Origin of the sequence: Saccharothrix sp. AJ9571 (assembly GCF_021725495.1) — a bacterium.
Classification (GTDB): Bacteria; Actinomycetota; Actinomycetes; order Mycobacteriales; family Pseudonocardiaceae; genus Amycolatopsis; species Amycolatopsis magusensis.
This window is the reverse complement of the sequence record NZ_CP091382.1, coordinates 2,093,247-2,111,556: the sequence shown is the minus strand read 5'-3', so window position 1 is coordinate 2,111,556 and position 18,310 is coordinate 2,093,247. Positions and strand designations below refer to the sequence as shown.

Below are 18,310 nucleotides of genomic sequence, written 5' to 3'. Positions count from 1 at the left end.
CGGGATGAGCTGTCACACCGTTCGTCCCAGCAGTCGAGGAGCCCCCTGTGGCCAAGCAGCATCGGTCAGAGCAGACCAGGAACGAGATCGTGAGGTGTGCCGCCAGGCTGTTCGACCGTGACGGCTTCCCGACCGCCAGCATGTCCGAGATCAGCCAGGCGGCCGGGGTGACCAAGGGGGCCGTCTACTTCCACTTCGCGTCGAAGGACGAGCTCGTCGGCGCGGTGCAGGAACTCGGCTGCGTGATGCTGGAGTCCCACGCGGCCAAGCTCGCCTCCAACGAGGATTCCCCGCTGCAGACCGTGATCGACCTGACCCACACGCTCGCCGCGTGGCTGGACGCCAGCCCGGTGATCCGCGCCTGCATGCGCACCGCACGGGAGTGCGCCGACCGCGGCGCCCCGTTCAGCGACTTCTACCAGGCCTTCCTCAAGACCATCAAGGACGCGCTCGCGCGCGCGAGCGCCGCCGGTGAGCTCAAGACCGGGCTGGCGCAGGACGCCGTGCTGACCCAGGTGGTCGCCGCCGCCACCGGCCTCGAAGTGCTCTGGTGGGCCGGCACCCTGCCCCGGCCGCGCACCGAAGCGGTGAGCAAGGTCTGGGAGGTGCTGCTGCCCGGCATCGCGGTGCCCGCGCGCACCGGCCGGATCGAGCGCGCCGGCAGTTCCGCCGCCGCGGCGCGCCCGCCGGTCAGCTTCGGCTGACCCCGTTCGCCGGCTCGGGCTCAGGGTCTAGCTCAGGCTCCGGCTCGGCGAAGTTCGAGCCCTCCGGGCGGAACTTGTGCAGCCGCCGCGCGGGCACGATGCCCGGCAGCGTGAGCCGCCACATCATGGTGAGCCGCTCGGAGATGTCCTCGCGCTGGGTGAGCACCTCGGAGCTGATCTGCACGCCGGTGAACGAGGCGATGATGAACGTCGCGACGTCGTTCGGGTCCAGGTCCGGGCGCAGATCCCCTTGCCGCGCGGCGCTTTCCAGGCAGGTCTGTACCAGCCCGATCCAGTTCTTGTAGGCGTCGGGCGTCGGGGTGGAGAAGGTGCCCTGCTCGATGACCAGCCGGATGCCCGCGCGCACGCGGGGGTTGTTCTGCAGGCTGAGCCCCATCCCGTGGGACAGGTCGATCGCGGTCTGCAGGGTCACCAGGTCGGGGTCGTCCGGCGGGGTCCAGATGGTGAACTGCTCGGAGATGATCGCCTTGGCGATCTCCTCCTTCGAGGAGAAGTGGAAGTACAGCGCTCCCTTCGTGACGCCGGCGCCCGCGATGATGTCGGTCAGGGTGCCGCCCTGGAACCCGCGCTCGTCGAACACCATCGCCGCCGCATCCAGGATGGCCGTTCGCGTGAGCTCGGCCCGTTCCTGCTTGGGCACGTGCAACTCCCTGGGGTCGTATCGGGGGATCCAGTCGCCATCCTTCGGCTGTTCGGAGGACACAGGTGCCGGTTCCCTGGTCTGTTCGGACGACTTAGCGGCCGAGATCTTACGGCCTGTAAGCGGTTAACCAGGAATTTATCATCCGAAGGGGTTGTAAAAAAAACCGGGCAGTCAGTATGTTCAAAACGGTCATAACGTGAGCTTCCACACGAGGAGTGCCTGATGACAGCGATGATGACCCGGCCGGCTGGGGATGTGGTCACGGCGACGCCGGAGTTCGGTAACGCGGTGGTCTCACAGCGGTCCGACGTCATGTTCGACCGGACGATCCCGCGGGCACTGGTGCACCGCGCGGCCGTCTCCGAGGTGTTCCTGACCGACCTGTGCGCGCTCGACGACACCGAGTTCCAGGTGGGCGCGCAGTGGCCGCGTGGCCACGGCTTCTTCAGCCTCTTGAGACCGGACTACCACGACCCGCTGCTGATGGCCGAGACCATCCGCCAGGCCGGGTTGCTCATCGCGCACTCCGAGTTCGGGGTCGCGCTGGACTGGAAGTTCATCGTCCACCGGCAGACCTTCTCGCTCGGCTCGGACGGGTTGCGGCTCGGCGCGCGGCCCGCCGACATCGTGCTCGCGGTGACCTGCCACGACCTCAAGCGGCGGGGCAAGCGCGTGGCTGGCGGGCGGCTGGAGATCAACTGCTACCGCGACGGCGAGCGCATCGGTTCCGGTGGCGCGGTGTGGAGCGCGGTCTCCCCGTCGGCCTACCGGCGCCTGCGCGGGGACCGCGCCGGGGCGGTGACCGAGGTCGAGCCGCTGCCCGGCGTCGCGCCCGCCACCGTCGGTCGGGACCGCTCGCGCGATGTCGTGCTGTCGCCGGGAGATCGCGAGTGGGTGCTGCGGGTGGACCAGTCGCACCCGGTGATGTTCGACCACCCGGTGGACCACGTGCCCGGCATGGTGACCATGGAAGCCGCGCGTCAGGCGGCGAAGCTGGTCGTCGGGCAGCCGGACGCGCTGCCGGTGGGCTGCGACTTCCACTTCGAGCACTACCTCGAACTGGACGCGCCGGCACTGGTCAACGCGACCGAGGTGACCGCGGTCAGATCGGGCGTCCGCTCGGTGGAGGTGGTGTTCGGCCAGGCCGGGCGCACCGCCGCCTTCGGCACGGTCGACTTGCTGGTGCACGGCTGAAGCATGGGCGGAGCCGTTGGGGGACTGGGGGGAAAGCCGGTCCTGCTGACCGGGGCGACCGGGTTCATCGGGTCCGCGGTGGTTCGCGAACTGCGGCGGGTGGGCTGGTTCGACTGGGGCCCGCCGCTGGTGGTGCTGAGCCGGTCGCCACCGGACTGGCTGGCCGGCTCCGGCGTCGAGGTGGTCAAGGGTGATCTGGCCGAGCCGTCGGGCCTGCGCGGGATCGCCGACGGGATCTCCACCGTCATCCACATCGCCGCGCAGATCGGCGGCGACGCCGAGCGGTGCCGCCGGGTCAACCACGACGGCACGAGGTTTCTGCTGGAGGAAGCCGAAAAGGCGGGCATCCGGCGCTTCCTGTACATGAGCACGACGGCGGTCTACGGGCACGGGCCGCACCGCGGGATCAGCGAGTCGCTCCTGGCGCCGGAACCGGTTTCGGCGACCAGCCTGAGCCGCGCGCACGCGGAACGAGAGGTGCGGAAGTTCGGCGGCACGGTGCTCCGGCCGCACCTGGTCTACGGGCCCGGTGACACCTGGTTCGTGCCCGGCTTGTGCCGGTTGGTGCAGGCGGTCCCGGCGTGGATCGACGGCGGTGCCGCCCGCACTTCGGTGATCGACGTGGACGACCTCGCCGCGCTCGTGGTGCGGCTGATGGGGTTGTCGTGGGGGAAGAGCCGGGGCGCGGTGTTCCACGCCAACCACCCGCGGCCGGTGACCGTGCGGGAGGTGGTCAGCACGGTGTGCCGGGAGCTGGGCCTGCGTGTGCCGGTGCGGAACCTCAGTGCCGAGGCGCACCGGGCGCGCACGCGGAAGGTGCTGCCGGGGTTGACCGACCACCAGTTCGACCTGCTGGCCAGGGACCACTGGTACGACAGCGAACGCCTGTGGCGGCGCACCGACGCGGACCCGGGCGGCGGCTTCGCGGAGAAGTTCGCGCGGTCCGCCGGGTGGTACCGGACGCACATCTCACCCGACGCCACCGAGCCGGTGGACATCGGGGTTTCGGAGACGTGAACCCTTGCCGACCTGACCCTGATCCTGAGCCGACGAGCGGCGACGAATGCTATGAGTGGGGCATTACTAGCATTGAATGCAAGTAATGCCCCACTCATAGCATTCGCAGGGGCGGCGCTCAGCCGCCGGAGTGCATGTCCTCGGCTTCGGGGACGCAGTTGTCGTCGGGGTCGTCGAGCCAGCCGTGCGGGAGGGTGACCTTGCCCGGCGAGCCCTGGCGTCCGCGCGGGCCCTCGGCGTCGGCGGGGAAGGGCGCGTCGTGGTCGAGGCGGGTGATCAGGTCGTCGAGTTCGTCCATCGAGGAGACCATCGCGAAGCCGCGGCGGAGTTCGGAGCCGACCGGGAAGCCCATCAGGTACCAGGCCATGTGCTTGCGCAGGTCGCGCATGGCCTTGCTGGCACCGTCGTGCTCGACGAGCAGTTCGGCGTGGCGCCGCAGGACGGTCGCGACCTGCCCGAGGTTCGGCGGGGTGGGCCGCTCGCGCCCGGCGAAGGCGGCTTCCAGTTCGCCGAACAACCACGGCCTGCCGAGGCAGCCGCGCCCGACGACGACGCCGTCGCAGCCGGTCTCGGCCACCATGCGCAGCGCGTCGTCCGCGGAGAAGATGTCGCCGTTGCCGAGCACCGGGATGCTCGTGACGGCTTCCTTCAGCGCGGCGATCTTCGTCCAGTCGGCCTGACCGGAGTAGCGCTGCGCGGCGGTGCGCGCGTGCAAGCTGACCGCGGCGGCGCCCTCGGCCTCGGCGATGCGCCCCGCGTCGAGGTAGGTGAGGTGCTCGTCGTCGATGCCGACGCGGAACTTGACCGTGAACGGCACATCGCCCGCGGCCTTCGCCGACTCGCGCACGATGTCGGCGAAGAGCCTGCGCTTGAACGGCAGCGCCGCGCCGCCGCCCTTGCGCGTCACCTTGGCCACCGGGCAGCCGAAGTTGCTGTCGATGTGGTCGGCCAGGTTCTCCCCGACGATGATCTTGACCGCTTCGCGCATGGTCTTCGGGTCGACCCCGTAGAGCTGCATGGACCTGGGCTTCTCGTGCTCGCCGAAGGTCATCATGTGCATCGTGCCGGGGTGCCGCTCGACGACCGCGCGGGCGGTGATCATCTCGCAGACGTAGATGCCGGCGCCGTACTCCTGGCACAGCCTGCGGAAGGCCACGTTGGTGATGCCCGCCATCGGCGCGAGCACGACCGGGGGATCGACCTCGTAGGGTCCGATCTTCAGGCCGGGCTTGCTCAGGGTGGCGGTCATGCCCTCCATTGTCGCTGGTGGCCTACCTGCGGTACCCGAGGGTCAGCGTGTAGCCGGGCTCGTGGAGGTACGGGCTGCACCACCACTTGTCCGCGTCGCCGAACTGGATGTTGCGTTCGCCGACGTAGATGCAGTATTCGCGCTCGGCGTAGCGGCCGACCTCGGAGCAGCGGTAGAGGTGCCCGTCGCTGGGACAAGGCACCTCCCGCTCCACCGACGCGGCGGCGGGCACCGCGGTCAGGGCCAGCGCGGCGAAGGTACCGGTGAGCAGGGACAGAACACGCACGGCGCACTCCTTCAGCGGGGAACTATCGCACCGCTCAGCGTGGCGCCTCCCGCTGCCGGACCGCTGTCACTTCGCCAACTGGCTGATCCGCTGGGGCGAGACGTAAAGGACCCTGGCCACGTCCTGCTTGGACAGGCCGCTGTTCAGCAGGCGCCGCACCACTTGACGGGTTCGATCCGCTGCCTTGCGCTGGGCCAGATCCGCTTCGCGGGTGGCTTCCTTCGCCCGCTTGACATCGTCGCCCAACGGTCCGGGGATGTCGAAGTCGATCGAGACCGTGAAGTCGTCCGGTGAGATCTCCTCCATGATCGCCACCAGGTCCGCCGCCATCCGCTGGGCCTCGGCGGTGAACCGCCCCTGGGTCGCGCCCACGCCTTCGACCTGGACCACCCACCACTTGTCCTCGCGGTGAGCTGTTGCCCGGTACGTCTTCATCGCAACCGCCCCCTGCCGATGCTTCGAGACTCCTGCCGTGACCGTGCGGTGGTTCGGGACCGCTGGAGAGTCCATATAAAGCCCCTCTAGAGGCTGATCGAGGGCAGCGTCTGCGGGTGCCGTTTAGGTGGCGCCCGCCACAGTTCGATCGCTGTCGCGGACCTCGCGCCCGGGGTCAGGAAGTCTTCGCCAGCTGGCTCACCCGCTGGAAGGAGACTCCGAGGACCTCGCCCGTTTCGCGCTGGGAAAGCCCCAGAGCCAGCAACTCCTGCACCGCGGCACGGTTTTCGGCGGCTGCCTCGGCCTGCTTGCGTTGGGCCTCCGCGCGCAGAACTTCGGCGCGAGCCTGGTGGTCCTTCACCGAACTCGGCAGGTGCACTTCGAGGTGGAGGTCGTATTCGTCGCTGCCGAGGCCTTCCATGATCTCGATGAGTTCACCGGCCATCGCTTCGACGTCCCGGTAGCGGAGCGCTTGGGTGGATCGTTCGATCTCCCGTACCCGGATCAGCCAGAACTTGCCGTCGCGCGTGACCTCGGCGTGGTAGGTCTTCACTTCTTCCACCATCCCTTGCCCAAGACGCCTTCGCATTCCTTGAATATGTCGACCGCGAAGATCTCGCCGAGTTCGTTGTGGCGCGGGATGGGGACAACCACGCCGTTCAGGGTGTAAACGGTGTGGTTGGCGCCTTCCCGTGCCAGCACCCACTCCGCCTCCTGCTTTTTGGCTGCGATCGCGATCTTCTTGATGACCTGCCGTCTCTTCGCAGAGTATGTCTAGGGGCGGCTAGACGCAAACGTCAAGGCTGGGCTAGACAGTTGGCTCGATGGTGTCAGTGCGGGCTTCCTGGGGGCCAGTTCGTTTCTGAGCGAGGCCGCTCAGGCCCGGTGTTGGTACGGCGAGGGCGTGAGCCCCCGCCACCATCGGGATGTCCTGGCAGCTCAGTGCCTGGGTGTGCCGGTCCAGTTCGCGCACGTGGATCAGCCAGTACTCGCCATCGCGGCTGACTTCGGCGTGGTAGGTCTTCACTTCGCTCGTTTCGGGGTGGGGCGGCCCGGCGCGGGTCATGGACGGTCTGCCGCCGGTCTCGCGGCAGACCGTCCATGACACCCGCGCCACGCCAGGAGGTCAGAAGGTGACGTTCAGGCACGCGAGGCGCGCGCCCGCGGTGCCGGCGTGGCCGGGGTGGGTGTGCGTGTGGGTTTCGTGCACGACCACCGAGCCCGCGCGCCGATCGGCGTCGAACTGCCAGTCGACGTGGGTGGCGCCGATCCCGGTGCCGGTGCCATTGGTGGTGAGGTCGAGCCAGATCTCGTTCTCCGGGTTGGCGTACGCCGGGTCGACCGAGGGCGAGACCGGGTCCACCTGCTTCTGGTAGTGCGGGCCCGCGTCCGCGCCGGAAGCACCGCACGGGCGCGTGTGGGCGTGTGCGCCGTATTCGCGGTCCGCCCGCAGGCCGGTCACGACCAGGGTGACGCTGGTGCCCAACTCCGGGGCCGAGGCCGCGAAGACGCTCGCCGTCGCGCCGGCCGGGACCAAGTCCGGCTGGTACGTGTACGCCGGAGCCGCGGAGCCGAACGCGCCGGAAGCCGTGACCACCTCGAAACCGCCGGGAGCTGCCGAGGCCGGAGCGGCCAGGGCGAGCAGGGGCACGGCAAGCAAGGCGGGGACCAGACGTCGCATGGACACTACCTATCGCTCCGCGCGGTGACCGCGCCACTACTCCTGCCTGATGAGGTGAATCCCATCGCAGGCCTTGACAGCCCCCTCAATTCGATGAGCGTCGTACTATCGGTGGCGTGACAACGGAACGAACTCCGGCGGACCGGACCTGGCTGGTGGCTATCGCCGCCGCGCTCTGGGGGACCGACGGCCTGCTGCGCCTGCCACTGGCCCACGCCCTCCCGCCGGCGACCGTGGTGTTCTGGGAACACCTCATCGTCGTGCTCGCGCTCTCCCCGCTCGTCCCCCGCGCGCTGCGGGCGTTGCGCGCCTGCGGCCCGCGCGAGTGGATCGCCGTGCTGATCATCGGCGGCGGCTCGTCGGCGCTGGCCACGGCCCTGTTCACCGCGGCCTTCCGCACCGGCGACCCGGTCACGCCGCTGGTCCTGCAGAAGCTGCAGCCGGTGTTCGTCGTGCTCGCCGCCTTCTTCCTGCTGCGCGAGCGCATCCGCCCCGGCTACGCCCTGTTCGCCGTTCCCGCGCTGCTCGGCGCCTGGCTGCTGGCGTTCAAGAACCCGCTCGACATCGAGGTCGGCGCCCTGCGCGCGGCCCTGCTCGCGATCGGCGCCGCGGTGCTGTGGGCGGCGGGCACCGTGCTCGGCAGGCTCGTCTCGCACAGCCTGCCCGCCAAGGACGTCACCGTGCTCCGGTTCACCGTCGGGCTCCCGGTTTCCGCCGCGATCGTCGGCCTGCAGGGCGTTTCGTTCGTACCTGGTTGGGCGAACGTGCCCGGTCTGCTGCTGCTCGCCTTCATCCCGGGTCTGCTCGCGCTCAGCCTCTACTACGCCGGCCTGCGCACCACCCCGGCTTCGCGTGCGACGCTCGCCGAACTCGCTTTCCCGGTGACGGCCGCGGTGATCGGCGTCGCCTTCCTCGGCACCACGCTGACCGTCACGCAGTGGCTCGGCTTGCTCATCGTGGTCGCCGCGGTGACCGCACTCGGCTGGCACGAGAAGGTGCGAGCCAAGCCGATGGTGCTGGAACCGGTCCTCTAACCGAGGTCGCGCGCGAGCAGGTCCTCCTCGGTTTCCCGGCGGACGAGCAGGGAGGCGATGCCGTCACGCACGCCGACCAGCGGCGGCCGTCCGACCTGGTTGTAGTTCGACGCCAGTGCGTGGTGGTAGGCACCCGTGCCCGGCACCGCGAGCAGATCACCGGCGTGGACGTCGGCGGGCAGGGGCACGTCGTGGGCGAGGATGTCGCCCGATTCGCAGTGCCGCCCGACGACCACCATCGACTGCCGTTCCGCGCGTGAGCCCCGGTTCGCCAGTCGCGCGGTGTAGCGGGCGCCGTACAGGGCCGGGCGCGGGTTGTCGCTCATGCCGCCGTCCACCGCGACGAACGTGCGGCTGCCGCGTTTCACCGCGCACACCCGGTACAGCGTGATGCCCGCCCGCGCCACGATCGCCCGTCCCGGTTCGATGGTCAGGCGCGGCACCGGGAAGTCGTGCACCGAGCACTCATAGGACAGCGCGACCCGCAGCCGTCGCGTGTACCCGTGCAGGTCGAAGTCGACGGCGTGCCCGCCGCCGAGGTCCAGGTGGGTCAGCTCCAGCCCGTAGGTCTCGCGGACGTGCACCAGCGCCCGGACCATCCGCCGCGCCGCCTGCTCGTAGGCGTCCACTCTGGACACCTGCGAACCGATGTGGCAGTGCAGCCCGGTCAGCCGCAGCGACGGTTGCGCGAGCACGGCGGCGACCGCGCGGTCGAGGTTGTCGGTCACGCGCGGCAGCAGGGAGAAGCCGAACTTCTGCCCCTCGGTGCCGGTGGTGATCGCGGCGTGCGTGCCACCGTCCACATCGGGCACCACACGGATCAGCACCTCCTGGCGGCCGTGCGCCAGCGTGCCGAGCTGCTCGATCTCGTCGAGCGAGTCCAGCACGATCCGGCCGACGCCGTACCCGAGCGCGGTCTTCAGGTCCTCCGGGGTCTTCACGTTGCCGTGCAGGAGGATCCGGTCCGCGGGGAACCCGGCCGCCCTGGCCACGGCGATCTCACCGCCGGAACAGGTGTCCAGCGAAAGGCCCGCCTCCGCGACCCAGCGCAGCACGGACTTGGTGCACAGCGCCTTGCCCGCGAAGGCGATCTCCGCCTCCGGCAGGGCCTCGCGGTACGCCCGCGCCTGGTGGCGCACGTGTGCCTCGTCGAGCAGGTACGCGGGCGTGCCGAAGCGGGCGGCGAGCTGGGTCACCGGTACCCCGGCGAACTCCAGCTCACCGTCCCGGCCGATCCGGGTGCCGGGCGGCCATTCGGCGGGATCCAGCCGGTCCGCGACGGCACAGCCCAGGCTGGGGAGCAACTCGGCGAGGGTCACGACTACCTCCGGGGGTCGGGGTCTGCTACCCCGCCAGCACAACTCGCCCCGGTCCGGAGTGGACGGTCCGCCTACGGCCTGCTGACGGGCCCGCCGGTGTTGTTGACGCCCTGTTGACGCGGCGCCAGGTCCGGTACCTCGTGCACGCCGAATTCGCGGCGGAGGACCGACCGGGCGGCGTGGTAACCGGCCATGCCGTGCACGCCGGGGCCGGGTGGGGTGGCGGCCGAGCAGAAGTAGACGCCGCCGAGCGGGGTGCGGTACGGGTCCCAGCCCGGAAACGGCCCGCTGACCAGGCGGAACGGGGTGATCGCCCCGGCGCCGATGTCACCGCCGACGTAGTTCGGGTTGTACTCGCCCAGCTCGTGGGCGCTGACGCCGCGCGCGGCGAGCACGGTGTCGGCGAAGCCGGGCGCGTACCGCTCGATGCGCCGGGTGATCACCTCGACCGGATCGGCGCGGTCGTCGTGGGGCACGTGGCAGTAGGCCCAGACCGGGCGCCTGCCGGGCAGGCCGCGGCCGGGATCGGTGACCATCGGCTCGGCCACGAGGGTGAACGGCTCGCTCGCCCGCCGCCCGCGGGCGACGTCGGTCTCGGCGGCGTACACCTGCTCTCGCGTACCCCCGAGGTGAACCGTGCCGGCCCGCGCGATCTCGGGGTCGAGCCACGGGATGGGCTCGGACACCAGGAAGTCCACCTTGGCCGCCCCCGGCCCGTTTTTCGCCCGCCGAAGCCGCCGGGATGCTTTAGCGGGCAAAAGCTGATCGCCCAGGTCGAGGAGGGTTTTTCCGGTGACGTCGAGCAGGATGGCGGGCGTTTTGCGTAGTTCGCGAAGATCGGTGACCGGGGCCTCGGTGACCACCGAACCGCCGTGCCGCCGGAGGTCGTCGACCATCGCCTCGGCGATCCGGCGGCTGCCGCCGACCGGGATCGGCCAGCCGGTCGCATGCGCCAGGTGCCCGAGCAGCAGGGCCGAACCGCCCCCGGACAGGCTGGGCAGTGCGGTCACGGAATGCGCGGCCACCCCGCTGAGCAGAGCCGGTGCTCTTTTGCCCGCGAAAGCACGTTTCGCCAGGAAGGAGCCGTGGGCGAGCACGCGCGGCGGCAGCAGCAGGGCGGTCCGCGGATCGAGCGGGAAGTGCCTGCCGTCGCCGAGCAGGAGGTCGACCAGTTGCGTGCTGCGCTCGGCGAGCGGGCCCATCAGCCGCCGCCACAGCGGTGCGTCCACGCCCAGCCGACCGCAGGTCGCGGCCAGGTCGGTGTAGGCGATGGCGGATTCGGCGCCTTCGATCGGGTGCGCGTACGCGACCGCCGGGACCCGCAGTTCGACCCCGCGCGCGGCCAGGTCGAACTCGCGGAAGAAGCGGGAGGCGTTCGCCATCGGGTGCACGGCGGAGCAGATGTCGTGCACCACGTCCTGGTCGAACAGGGGGAGCGAGCGCAGCCCGCCGCCGATCTCCGCCGCCGCTTCGCGCACCTGCACCCGCAGCCCGGCGCGGGCCAGCACCACCGCAGCCGCCAGCCCGTTCGGGCCGGAACCGACCACCACGACGTCCGGTTCTCCGCTCATACGGCCGACACCGTACTCCCGCTACTAGTTTGTTTTGCGAACTAAGGGCCTGGTCAACTAGTGTGCGCGCGTGAGCCAATTCGACGAGCTGCTCGAGGCACTGCTCGCCGTCGCCGATCGCACCAGTGCGCGGATGGAGCGCACGCTCGCCGAGCTGTCCCTGACCGCGCCCCTGTCGCAGGCCCTGTTCGCCATCGACCCCGAGCAGCCGCCGCCCGCGATGAAGACGCTGGCCGAACGGCTGCGCTGCGACCGCTCCAGCGTCACCTTCCTGGCCGACCGGCTCACCGAGCGCGGCCTGGCCGAGCGGGTGCCGGGCGCGCGCGACCGCCGGTCCAAGGCACTGCAGCTCACCCCCGAAGGCGTGCGCGTGCGGACCGCGATGCTCTACGGCCTCGCCGAGGCGTCCCCGCTGGCCAAACTGGACCAGGCCGACCAGGAGGCGCTGCTGGTCCTGCTGCGCAAGGCGCTAGCGGCAGACTGACAGCGCGACCGGCCGGAACCCGAGGTTCAACCGCGGCCGGACCAGGTCGCCGACGATCCGCCCGAACGCGCGCGGGTCCCGCCGCCAGTTCTGCCCGGCCGAGACCAGCAGGTGCCCCGGCTGCCCCAGCGCCAGGTTCAGCGCGTTCATCGCCGACCACGCCCAGGTCCGGTCGGCGCTCCACACCAGCGACACCGGCAGTTCGCGCCGCCGCAGGCCCGCCAGCGCGGTCCGCAGCGCGGAAGCGCCGATCGAATCGATGAGGATCAGGCGCTGCACGGTGTGCAGGGTGGCGTGTGCGGTGCGCACGGCGACCGCGCCGCTGAGGCCGTGCCCGACGATCGCGACCGGCTCGCGGATGCCCGCCGAATGTAAAAATTCGGTCACCCATTCCGGATCGGAACCCGGCCGCGCGGGCGCGAGCACCCGCATACCGCGCGTAGCCATCGCTTCGAGCGCCGGGCGGAACGAATCGCCTTGGTCGTGCAGGAACAGCACCGGCGAGCCTTCGCCGCCCGCCGTGTACCGCTCGGTTCGACCACGGACCGTGGTGGTCAGTTCTCGCAGAACCATCGGATTTCCCCCTCGTATCACACACAGGAGGCGGGAAACCGGCCGCAGATACCGTCAGCTGCCCACCCCTTTGAGTGACATCGAGTGGGTGAGCTGGCATTATGCGCGACACCGTGGTCGGGGACGAAGGGAGCACGGTGAGCGCACAAGCCGCCCAACTCGATGACATCCGACTGGTCGCGCTGCCCAGTGCGGTCAACTGCTCGGCGATGTTCGTCAGATTCACCCTCGGTGAATGGTCGTTGAAGCCGTTGATCGACCAGGCCGAGAACCTGGTGGCGCAACTGGTCACCGCTTCGGTCGAGGGCGCCGCCCCGGAACGGCCTGGCTTCGTGCTGATCCGCCTCCAGGTGCGCGGTGACTGCCTGGTCATCGAGGTCGAAGACGGGCAGCCGCCGGAGACCGCACCCGAGCTGGACGGTGATCACGCCGGGGTCGAGCCGCTGCGAGGCGGTGGCAAGCGCATCTGGTGCGAGCTGCCGCTGCCGATCGGGGTCACCGCGGGTGCGGTGGCGCTGCCGCGGCGGGACGCGAACCGCTCGGCCGTGCCGGAGCCGCTGATGACCGGGGAGCCGATCGGCGCGGACGCCGACTTCCTCGGCAAGATCCTCACCGGGTTGACGCGCTCCGAGGTCTGACGCCGAGCACCACGCACGCGGCCGCGACCCCTCCGGCCGCCGCCGCGCCCAGCGCGAACAACGGCGATGGCTCGTGCCCCAGCAGCACCGAGGCGAACAGCCACGCCGTCACGCCGAACACCGCGCCCAGCACCGGTCCGGCGACCTTCGCCGCCCGCCAGCGGCGGCCCTGCCGCAGCGTGCGCAGGCCGGATTCGAGGTAGGCCGCGGCGAACAACGCGAGCAGCAGGCTGCCCGCGCCCAGTGCGCTGGCCAGCGGGTGCTGCTCGGTGACCAGCGTGAAGCGCTGCACGGTCACCGGATCTCCCGGCCGCGACAGGGTCAGCTCGCCGGTCACCGCGCCACCGACGATCCACCGCGACAGGCCCGGCTGCTCGACCTCGGTGACCAGCCGCCCGTCCTCGGTGGTTTGCGCGGGCGCGGAAGCCGAGCCCAGCGGCACGTTCGCCACCGACAGACCCAGCGTGACGTCCACCGGGCCGTCCCCGGCGTCGTCCACCTCGATGGAGATCGGCCGGCTCAGGTTCACCGTGGCCGGGCCGGGCAGCGGGGCGCCGGCGACCACGGTCGAGGCCTGGGGCACGTGCGGCAACCGGGTCGGCGAGAAGATCGCGAGCGCGGCGAGCACCAGCAGGGCCGCCACCGCGCCCAATATCGGCCAGCGCGGGGCCGAGGTGGCGGGCCGGGCGGTGGTCAGCGTCGGTGACTTCGGCACCACGTGCGGGGTCGCCAGCGCTGAGACCACTCGCGGTGTCAGGTGCAGCACCGGGACGCCGGACCGCTCCAGCCAGCCGGGACCGTAGACCGCCGTCGCCGCCGAGGCGAGGTCCGCCGCGAACGTTTCCGCCTCGCGATACCGTCCCGGCAGCTCCCGCGCGATGCTGCGCATGACCACCCCGGCCAGCGGCTCCGGCACCCCGCGGATCGGCCTCGGGTCGGTGAACATGTGCTGGCGCATCATGCTCAGCGCGCCCCGCGTGCTGTCGAACGGGACCTCGCCGCTGAGCAGTTCGTACAGCACGGTTCCGGCCGAATAGACGTCCGCCGCCGGGCTCAGCGCGTTGCCCATGGCCTGTTCGGGCGCGATGTAGGCGGGGGTGCCCTGCACCTCGCCGCCGTGCGTGACCAGGGTGGCGCCCTCGCTGATCACCTGCGCGATGCCGAAGTCGGCCACCTTGACCACCCCGCCCGCGCTGAACAGCAGGTTCTTCGGCTTGACGTCGAGGTGCAGCACGCCGGCGGTGTGCGCGGCGTGCAGTCCGGCGAGGGTGGCCAGCAAGATCGCGCAGGCCTGTTCGCCGGTGACCCGCCCGGCCGCGAACCGGTGGTACACCGTGCCGCCGTTGAGCTTCTCCATCACCAGGAGGCTGCCGTGACCGGCGTGGACGTAGTCGTAGACCGGCACGATGTGCGGGTGGTCCAGGCTCGCCAGCACGCGGGCCTCGTGGTCGAAGCGGTCGTTCAGCCCCGGCTTCCCGGCGACCTCCGCGGGCAGCTGCTTGATCGCCACCTGCCGTCCCAGCGACCGGTGGACCCCGGCGTAGACCACGCCCATGCCGCCGGAGCCGATCTCCGCGCCGATCCGGTACTGCGGCAGCGCGGCGCTGAGCGCGGTCGGGGCGGTCATCGGGCGTAGCCCTCGGTCGACGGGTCGATCGGCCGGGTGGTGACCGGGATCGTGTCGGCGTCGGCGTCCATCGGCTGGGTGTGCGGGGTGAGGTAGCCGAGCAGCAGCGCGATCGCGGCCGCGCCGAGCACCACCGGGACCTCGAGCGCCGGTTCGGGCGGCATCACCCGCAGGACCGAGAGCGTCACCACCGCGGTCAGCCCGGTGCCGAACCCGGCCGGCAGGAAGCGCAGGGCCCGGCGGGCGCGGCTGCGCGGGAGCCGGTGCCGCGCGAGCGCGAGCAGCGCGGTGGCCCAGGCGACGATCGTCAGCGACAGCACCGCGAGCCCGAAGATGCCGTAGACCGACCAGAACGAGCCGCGGATGTCGGTGACCAGCGCGGCACTGGCGGCCAGTTCGCGGTCGACATCGAGGAGTTCGACCGAGCCGGGCAGCAGGCCCATCGCCTGACCGTCCAGTTCGGCGAGGTCCAGCACGAGCGTGCGGGTGACCCGGCCGCCCGCCGGTACCTCGAAGGGGACCGTGGTGTCGTAGGAGAAGAAGGTCAGCGCCAGCGCGACACCGGAGACCCGCACGCTGCGCACGCGCACCGGCGCGCTGCCGCGGTTGATCGCGGTGAGCCCGAGTTCCACCGGTTTCGCCGGGTCGATGGTGACCGTGCGGTCCGCGACGTCCTGCCCGTCGACCGTGACCGCGACGGTGAGCGGCTCGTCCTGCGCGGCCGCGGGAATTGTTCCGATGAGTGAAAAAACCGCGGCGGAGACAACCGCGACGGCCATCGTGCGTCTCATCCGGTGTTCCCCGCCTCGAGTTTGCCGACAGTGCGAAAATGCTACAACACATAAGGATCGCGGTATGCGGATCAGCATCGCCACCTCGCTGCTTTTTGGCCTCGTTCTAGGGTTTTCGGCCGGATCGGGTGCGGCGTCGGCACAAGCGCCGTCGGTCAGTTTGAAACCGTCCAGCGGAATGGCGGGTAGTCAATTCACCATCGGCTGGGCCGGATTTGGAAAATGTCGGACAATTGCGTTCAGTTGGGACGGATCGGCGCTGGCTTCGGTGGTCGCCCCGGCGAGCAGCGGTTCGGTCGGCGCGAGCGTGCCCGCCGGTGCGGCACCGGGCGCGCACACCGTCCAGGGCGTCTGCGCGTCGCAGGAACTCAGTGCCTCCGCGGTGTTCACCGTGCTCGGGCCGACGAGCAAGCCGCCGGTCACCACGACGACCAAGCCCCCGGTGGTGACCACCAAGCCCCCGGTCACCACTACGACGCCTCCGACCACAACGACTACGACCACCACGCCGCCGCCCGCGATCGAGACCCCGGCGTCGGTGGCCGAGGAACCGCCGCCACCCGCCGACGGCGTGCTCGTGCTCGACCGCCCGAGCGTCAACCCGGGTGACCCGCTCGCCGCCTCCGGCGCCGGCTGCGACCCCGGCGGGAAGGTGGAACTGACCTCGGACGGCCTGCCCGTGGGGGCTGCGGTCGCCGACGCGGCCGGGGTGTTCGGCACGAAGGTCGAATTCACCCGGATCGAGCCGGGACGCCACTGGGTGGTGGCCGACTGCGGCATCCGCTTGGCCGGCGCGGTCGACCAGACGCTCACCAGCTCGACCGGCGGCGGCACCGCCGCACTCGTGGTGCTGGTGTTCTTCGTGCTGGCGGGCATCAGCTTGGTGCGCGTGCGCTGAGGCCCGGGTGCTGCTTCGCCTTCCGGAAGCCTTGACTTATATAAGTCGATGCTGAGATAGTCGGCCGGTGCACGCGTTCGACGTTCTCGGTGACCCGGTCCGGCGCCGCATCCTGGAGTTGCTCGCCACCGGCGAGCAGTCTTCGGGGGCGGTGACCGAGGTCATCCGCGCGGAGTTCGGGATCTCCCAGCCCGCGGTCTCGCAACACCTGAAAGTGTTGCGGGAGAACGGGTTCGCGTCCGTCCGGGCCGAGGGCACCCGCCGCCTGTACGCCGTCGACACCACGCCGCTGCGTGAGGTCGACGACTGGCTGGCGCACTTCCGCCGGTTCTGGAACCAGCACCTCGACGCCCTGGGCACCGAACTGGCCCGGGGCCAACGCGAACGCCGGAAGGGCCAGTCACGTGATTGACATCGTCAACCAGATCAACGCGGTGCGCCGCGAGGTCGCCAACCGCCCGGGTGCCGCGGGCGAGGTGCGCGCGCTGCGCCTGACCCGCACCTACCAGGCCGAAGTCGAAGACGTCTGGGACGCGCTGACCAACGAGGAGCGGATCCCGCGCTGGTTCCTGCCGATCACCGGCGAGCTGAAGGCCGGCGGCTCGTTCCAGTTGGAGGGCAACGCGGGCGGGGAGATCCGCCGCTGCGAACCGCCGACGTCGTTCGAGGTGACCTTCGGGGACGAGAACAGCATCGTCACGGTGGAGCTGACCAGCGGTGGCCAGGACACCACGGTGCTCGTGCTGGAGCACACCGTGCCCGGCGGCCTGTTCCCCGATTCGGGCACGCTTTCGGTCGGCCCCGGCTGGGACCAGGCGGTCCTCGGCCTGCGGCGGCACCTGGACGGCGAGGTCTTCGCCGACTCCGCCGCCGAGCACGACACGCCGGAATCACGTGAGTACGCGGGTGCCGCCGTGTACGCGTGGATGGCCGTCCTGGAAGCCGAAGGCCGCGTCGAGCCCGCTGAACTCAAGACCGCGGCGGAAGCCGCACACGAGCACTACAACCCTTCGTCCTGACCTTGGGGTGAGTCAGGTTGAGCGCAGCATCAACCTCGGCGTGAGCAGCACGGCGGTGGGTTTGGACTCCTGGCGCAGCACCGCGCGCAGGTGGCGGACGCATTCCGCGGCGACCTCGGTGATCGGCTGGGCGACGCTGCTCAGCCCGAGCACCTCGGCGGTCGGGGTGTCGTCGAAGCCGATCACCGAGGTGTCCGCGCCTGGGCGCAGGCCGCGTTCGCGGAGTTCGGCGACCACGCCGAACGCGAGCGAGTCGCTGGCGCAGACAAAGGCGGTCGGCGCGGGCCCGTCCAGGAGTTCGGCGGCGGCGGCCCGGCCACCCGCGACGCCATCGAACACCGACGCCTGCGGACGTGCGTCGATACCGGCGGCGGCGAGCCCGGCGGCCCAGCCGGCGCGGCGGTCGTCGCCGATTTCGGAGCCTTCCGGCCAGCCGACGAACGCGATCCGCCGGTGTCCGTTGTGCACCAGGTGATCCGTGGCCATCCGGGTACCGGCGGCGCCGTCCACGTCCACCCACGGGTGGTCGTCCTCGGCACCCCACGGGCGGCCGAAGGTGACGAAGGGCAGGCCGCGGTCGAGGAGCCAGCGGGTGCGCAGGTCGCCGTGGTGGGTGCCGGTCAGCACGAAGGCGTCGACCCCGACCGAGGCGACAAGATCGGCGTACGCGTGGGTTTCCTCCTCGTCGTCGTTCGCGGCGAAGAGCATGATCCGGTGGTCGTGGCGCTCGGCGGTGGCGGTGAGCGAGTGCAGGAACTGGTCGAGCACGCCGCCGCGAGCCGGCTTCAGCCGGAGCCCGATGATCTGCGAGCGTGCGGTGCGCAACTGCCGGGCGGCGGTGTGCGGGCGGTAGCCGAGTGCGTCGATCGCGGCCTGCACGCGCTCACGGGTCTCCTCGCTGACCAGTTCGGGTGAATTCAGCACGTTGGAGACGGTCTGCCGCGACACGTTCGCTGCCGCGGCCACCGAGTTCAGCGTGGCTCTGCCGCCCATGTCCAGCCTCTCCGTGTGCGGGTTTGAACGATCAATGTCGTGCAGCGCGGCCGCTGCTGTCAACAGCCGGGGCAGGCTTGACACGGCCTCCATTGGATCGTTCAAATGGTGGCTCCCCAGTGCTGAGGAGTGC

Annotated in this window: 23 protein-coding genes; 9 read left to right on the top strand and 14 right to left on the bottom strand. The window is 70.8% G+C overall.

Going from position 1 to position 18,310, the window contains the following annotated elements; genetic code table 11:
* Positions 1-47 precede the first annotated feature (47 nt).
* A complete protein-coding gene (locus L3Q67_RS09105) occupies positions 48-704 on the top strand; it encodes a TetR/AcrR family transcriptional regulator (RefSeq protein ID WP_499189104.1) in 657 nt (218 codons plus the stop codon).
* Here the strand turns inward: L3Q67_RS09105 and L3Q67_RS09100 are convergent.
* Positions 691-1,365 carry a TetR/AcrR family transcriptional regulator gene (locus L3Q67_RS09100; protein WP_499189103.1) on the bottom strand — a complete coding sequence of 225 codons (675 nt, stop codon included), beginning with the start codon at positions 1,363-1,365 and terminating at the stop codon, positions 691-693. The genes L3Q67_RS09105 and L3Q67_RS09100 overlap by 14 nt on opposite strands.
* A 225-nt stretch (positions 1,366-1,590) precedes the next feature.
* Here L3Q67_RS09100 and L3Q67_RS09095 point away from each other — a divergent pair, with 225 nt between their 5' ends.
* Positions 1,591-2,562, top strand: coding sequence for a hotdog family protein (locus tag L3Q67_RS09095; protein ID WP_499189102.1), 972 nt, complete (start codon positions 1,591-1,593; stop codon positions 2,560-2,562).
* 3 nt (positions 2,563-2,565) lie between these two features.
* Positions 2,566-3,579 carry an NAD-dependent epimerase/dehydratase family protein gene (locus L3Q67_RS09090; protein ID WP_499189101.1) on the top strand — a complete coding sequence of 338 codons (1,014 nt, stop codon included), beginning with the start codon at positions 2,566-2,568 and terminating at the stop codon, positions 3,577-3,579.
* A gap of 118 nt (positions 3,580-3,697) precedes the next feature.
* Here L3Q67_RS09090 and dusB read toward each other — a convergent pair whose 3' ends face one another.
* From dusB to L3Q67_RS09055, 7 genes are all read right to left on the bottom strand, one after another.
* Positions 3,698-4,837 (bottom strand): tRNA dihydrouridine synthase, encoded by a 1,140-nt coding sequence (gene dusB / locus L3Q67_RS09085; RefSeq protein WP_499189100.1) that lies wholly within the window; start codon positions 4,835-4,837, stop codon positions 3,698-3,700.
* A 13-nt stretch (positions 4,838-4,850) separates the two neighbouring features.
* A complete protein-coding gene (locus tag L3Q67_RS09080) occupies positions 4,851-5,114 on the bottom strand; it encodes a hypothetical protein (protein ID WP_499189099.1) in 264 nt (87 codons plus the stop codon).
* Positions 5,115-5,180: 66 nt separating this feature from the next.
* Entirely contained in the window at positions 5,181-5,549 is a 369-nt protein-coding gene (locus L3Q67_RS09075) for a hypothetical protein (protein ID WP_499189098.1), read from the bottom strand.
* A gap of 175 nt (positions 5,550-5,724) precedes the next feature.
* Positions 5,725-6,102 carry a hypothetical protein gene (locus tag L3Q67_RS09070; RefSeq protein ID WP_499189097.1) on the bottom strand — a complete coding sequence of 126 codons (378 nt, stop codon included), beginning with the start codon at positions 6,100-6,102 and terminating at the stop codon, positions 5,725-5,727.
* Positions 6,099-6,251, bottom strand: coding sequence for a hypothetical protein (locus L3Q67_RS09065; protein ID WP_499189096.1), 153 nt, complete (start codon positions 6,249-6,251; stop codon positions 6,099-6,101). The genes L3Q67_RS09070 and L3Q67_RS09065 overlap by 4 nt, the downstream gene beginning before the upstream one ends.
* A 106-nt stretch (positions 6,252-6,357) precedes the next feature.
* Positions 6,358-6,576, bottom strand: coding sequence for a hypothetical protein (locus tag L3Q67_RS09060; RefSeq protein WP_499189095.1), 219 nt, complete (start codon positions 6,574-6,576; stop codon positions 6,358-6,360).
* 99 nt (positions 6,577-6,675) lie between these two features.
* On the bottom strand, positions 6,676-7,230 hold the full coding sequence (locus L3Q67_RS09055) for a superoxide dismutase (RefSeq protein WP_499189094.1): 555 nt from the start codon (positions 7,228-7,230) through the stop codon (positions 6,676-6,678).
* 116 nt (positions 7,231-7,346) lie between these two features.
* Here L3Q67_RS09055 and L3Q67_RS09050 point away from each other — a divergent pair, with 116 nt between their 5' ends.
* Entirely contained in the window at positions 7,347-8,264 is a 918-nt protein-coding gene (locus L3Q67_RS09050; RefSeq protein WP_499189093.1) for a DMT family transporter, read from the top strand.
* Here the strand turns inward: L3Q67_RS09050 and lysA are convergent.
* A complete protein-coding gene (gene lysA, locus L3Q67_RS09045; RefSeq protein WP_499189092.1) occupies positions 8,261-9,583 on the bottom strand; it encodes a diaminopimelate decarboxylase family protein in 1,323 nt (440 codons plus the stop codon). The two genes, L3Q67_RS09050 and lysA, sit on opposite strands and share 4 nt — an antisense overlap.
* Before the next feature lie 71 nt (positions 9,584-9,654).
* Positions 9,655-11,154, bottom strand: coding sequence for a phytoene desaturase family protein (locus L3Q67_RS09040; protein ID WP_499189091.1), 1,500 nt, complete (start codon positions 11,152-11,154; stop codon positions 9,655-9,657).
* Between the two features lie 70 nt (positions 11,155-11,224).
* Here L3Q67_RS09040 and L3Q67_RS09035 point away from each other — a divergent pair, with 70 nt between their 5' ends.
* Positions 11,225-11,638, top strand: coding sequence for a MarR family winged helix-turn-helix transcriptional regulator (locus tag L3Q67_RS09035; protein ID WP_499189090.1), 414 nt, complete (start codon positions 11,225-11,227; stop codon positions 11,636-11,638).
* Here L3Q67_RS09035 and L3Q67_RS09030 read toward each other — a convergent pair.
* Positions 11,624-12,211 (bottom strand): alpha/beta fold hydrolase, encoded by a 588-nt coding sequence (locus L3Q67_RS09030; protein ID WP_499189089.1) that lies wholly within the window; start codon positions 12,209-12,211, stop codon positions 11,624-11,626. The genes L3Q67_RS09035 and L3Q67_RS09030 overlap by 15 nt on opposite strands.
* Positions 12,212-12,312: 101 nt before the next feature.
* Here L3Q67_RS09030 and L3Q67_RS09025 point away from each other — a divergent pair, with 101 nt between their 5' ends.
* Positions 12,313-12,849: an ATP-binding protein gene (locus tag L3Q67_RS09025; RefSeq protein WP_499189088.1), complete on the top strand. Its 537-nt coding sequence runs from the start codon at positions 12,313-12,315 to the stop codon at positions 12,847-12,849.
* On the opposite strand, the gene L3Q67_RS09020 is transcribed toward L3Q67_RS09025, so the two are convergent.
* Both L3Q67_RS09020 and L3Q67_RS09015 read right to left on the bottom strand, forming a co-directional pair.
* Positions 12,821-14,476 (bottom strand): serine/threonine-protein kinase, encoded by a 1,656-nt coding sequence (locus tag L3Q67_RS09020; RefSeq protein WP_499189087.1) that lies wholly within the window; start codon positions 14,474-14,476, stop codon positions 12,821-12,823. The two genes, L3Q67_RS09025 and L3Q67_RS09020, sit on opposite strands and share 29 nt — an antisense overlap.
* Positions 14,473-15,267 carry a hypothetical protein gene (locus L3Q67_RS09015; RefSeq protein ID WP_499189086.1) on the bottom strand — a complete coding sequence of 265 codons (795 nt, stop codon included), beginning with the start codon at positions 15,265-15,267 and terminating at the stop codon, positions 14,473-14,475. Before L3Q67_RS09015 ends, L3Q67_RS09020 begins: the two co-directional genes overlap by 4 nt.
* A 268-nt stretch (positions 15,268-15,535) precedes the next feature.
* On the opposite strand from L3Q67_RS09015, the gene L3Q67_RS09010 reads away from it, so the two are divergent.
* The 3 genes from L3Q67_RS09010 (at position 15,536) to L3Q67_RS09000 (ending at position 17,184) form a co-directional block, all read left to right on the top strand.
* Positions 15,536-16,165 (top strand): hypothetical protein, encoded by a 630-nt coding sequence (locus L3Q67_RS09010; protein ID WP_499189085.1) that lies wholly within the window; start codon positions 15,536-15,538, stop codon positions 16,163-16,165.
* A 67-nt stretch (positions 16,166-16,232) separates the two neighbouring features.
* Complete coding sequence (locus tag L3Q67_RS09005) at positions 16,233-16,577, top strand: ArsR/SmtB family transcription factor (protein WP_499189084.1); 345 nt, start codon at positions 16,233-16,235, stop codon at positions 16,575-16,577.
* The gene (locus L3Q67_RS09000; RefSeq protein ID WP_499189083.1) at positions 16,570-17,184 is read left to right on the top strand and encodes an SRPBCC family protein; all 615 of its coding nucleotides are present in this window, start codon (positions 16,570-16,572) and stop codon (positions 17,182-17,184) included. Before L3Q67_RS09005 ends, L3Q67_RS09000 begins: the two co-directional genes overlap by 8 nt.
* A 12-nt stretch (positions 17,185-17,196) precedes the next feature.
* Here L3Q67_RS09000 and L3Q67_RS08995 read toward each other — a convergent pair whose 3' ends face one another.
* Positions 17,197-18,177 carry a LacI family DNA-binding transcriptional regulator gene (locus L3Q67_RS08995; RefSeq protein ID WP_499189082.1) on the bottom strand — a complete coding sequence of 327 codons (981 nt, stop codon included), beginning with the start codon at positions 18,175-18,177 and terminating at the stop codon, positions 17,197-17,199.
* Positions 18,178-18,310 lie beyond the last annotated feature (133 nt).

Bases quoted from the DNA above. Each gene is read 5' to 3' on its own strand.
- L3Q67_RS09095 (WP_499189102.1), top strand. From the start codon at position 1,591: ATGACAGCGATGATGACCCGGCCGGCTGGGGATGTGGTCACGGCGACG.
- L3Q67_RS09090 (WP_499189101.1), top strand. From the start codon at position 2,566: ATGGGCGGAGCCGTTGGGGGACTGGGGGGAAAGCCGGTCCTGCTGACC.
- dusB (WP_499189100.1), bottom strand. From the start codon at position 4,837: ATGGAGGGCATGACCGCCACCCTGAGCAAGCCCGGCCTGAAGATCGGA.
- L3Q67_RS09075 (WP_499189098.1), bottom strand. From the start codon at position 5,549: ATGAAGACGTACCGGGCAACAGCTCACCGCGAGGACAAGTGGTGGGTG.
- L3Q67_RS09055 (WP_499189094.1), bottom strand. From the start codon at position 7,230: ATGCGACGTCTGGTCCCCGCCTTGCTTGCCGTGCCCCTGCTCGCCCTG.
- L3Q67_RS09040 (WP_499189091.1), bottom strand. From the start codon at position 11,154: ATGAGCGGAGAACCGGACGTCGTGGTGGTCGGTTCCGGCCCGAACGGG.
- L3Q67_RS09030 (WP_499189089.1), bottom strand. From the start codon at position 12,211: ATGGTTCTGCGAGAACTGACCACCACGGTCCGTGGTCGAACCGAGCGG.
- L3Q67_RS09025 (WP_499189088.1), top strand. From the start codon at position 12,313: ATGCGCGACACCGTGGTCGGGGACGAAGGGAGCACGGTGAGCGCACAA.
- L3Q67_RS09020 (WP_499189087.1), bottom strand. From the start codon at position 14,476: ATGACCGCCCCGACCGCGCTCAGCGCCGCGCTGCCGCAGTACCGGATC.
- L3Q67_RS09015 (WP_499189086.1), bottom strand. From the start codon at position 15,267: ATGAGACGCACGATGGCCGTCGCGGTTGTCTCCGCCGCGGTTTTTTCA.
- L3Q67_RS08995 (WP_499189082.1), bottom strand. From the start codon at position 18,177: ATGGGCGGCAGAGCCACGCTGAACTCGGTGGCCGCGGCAGCGAACGTG.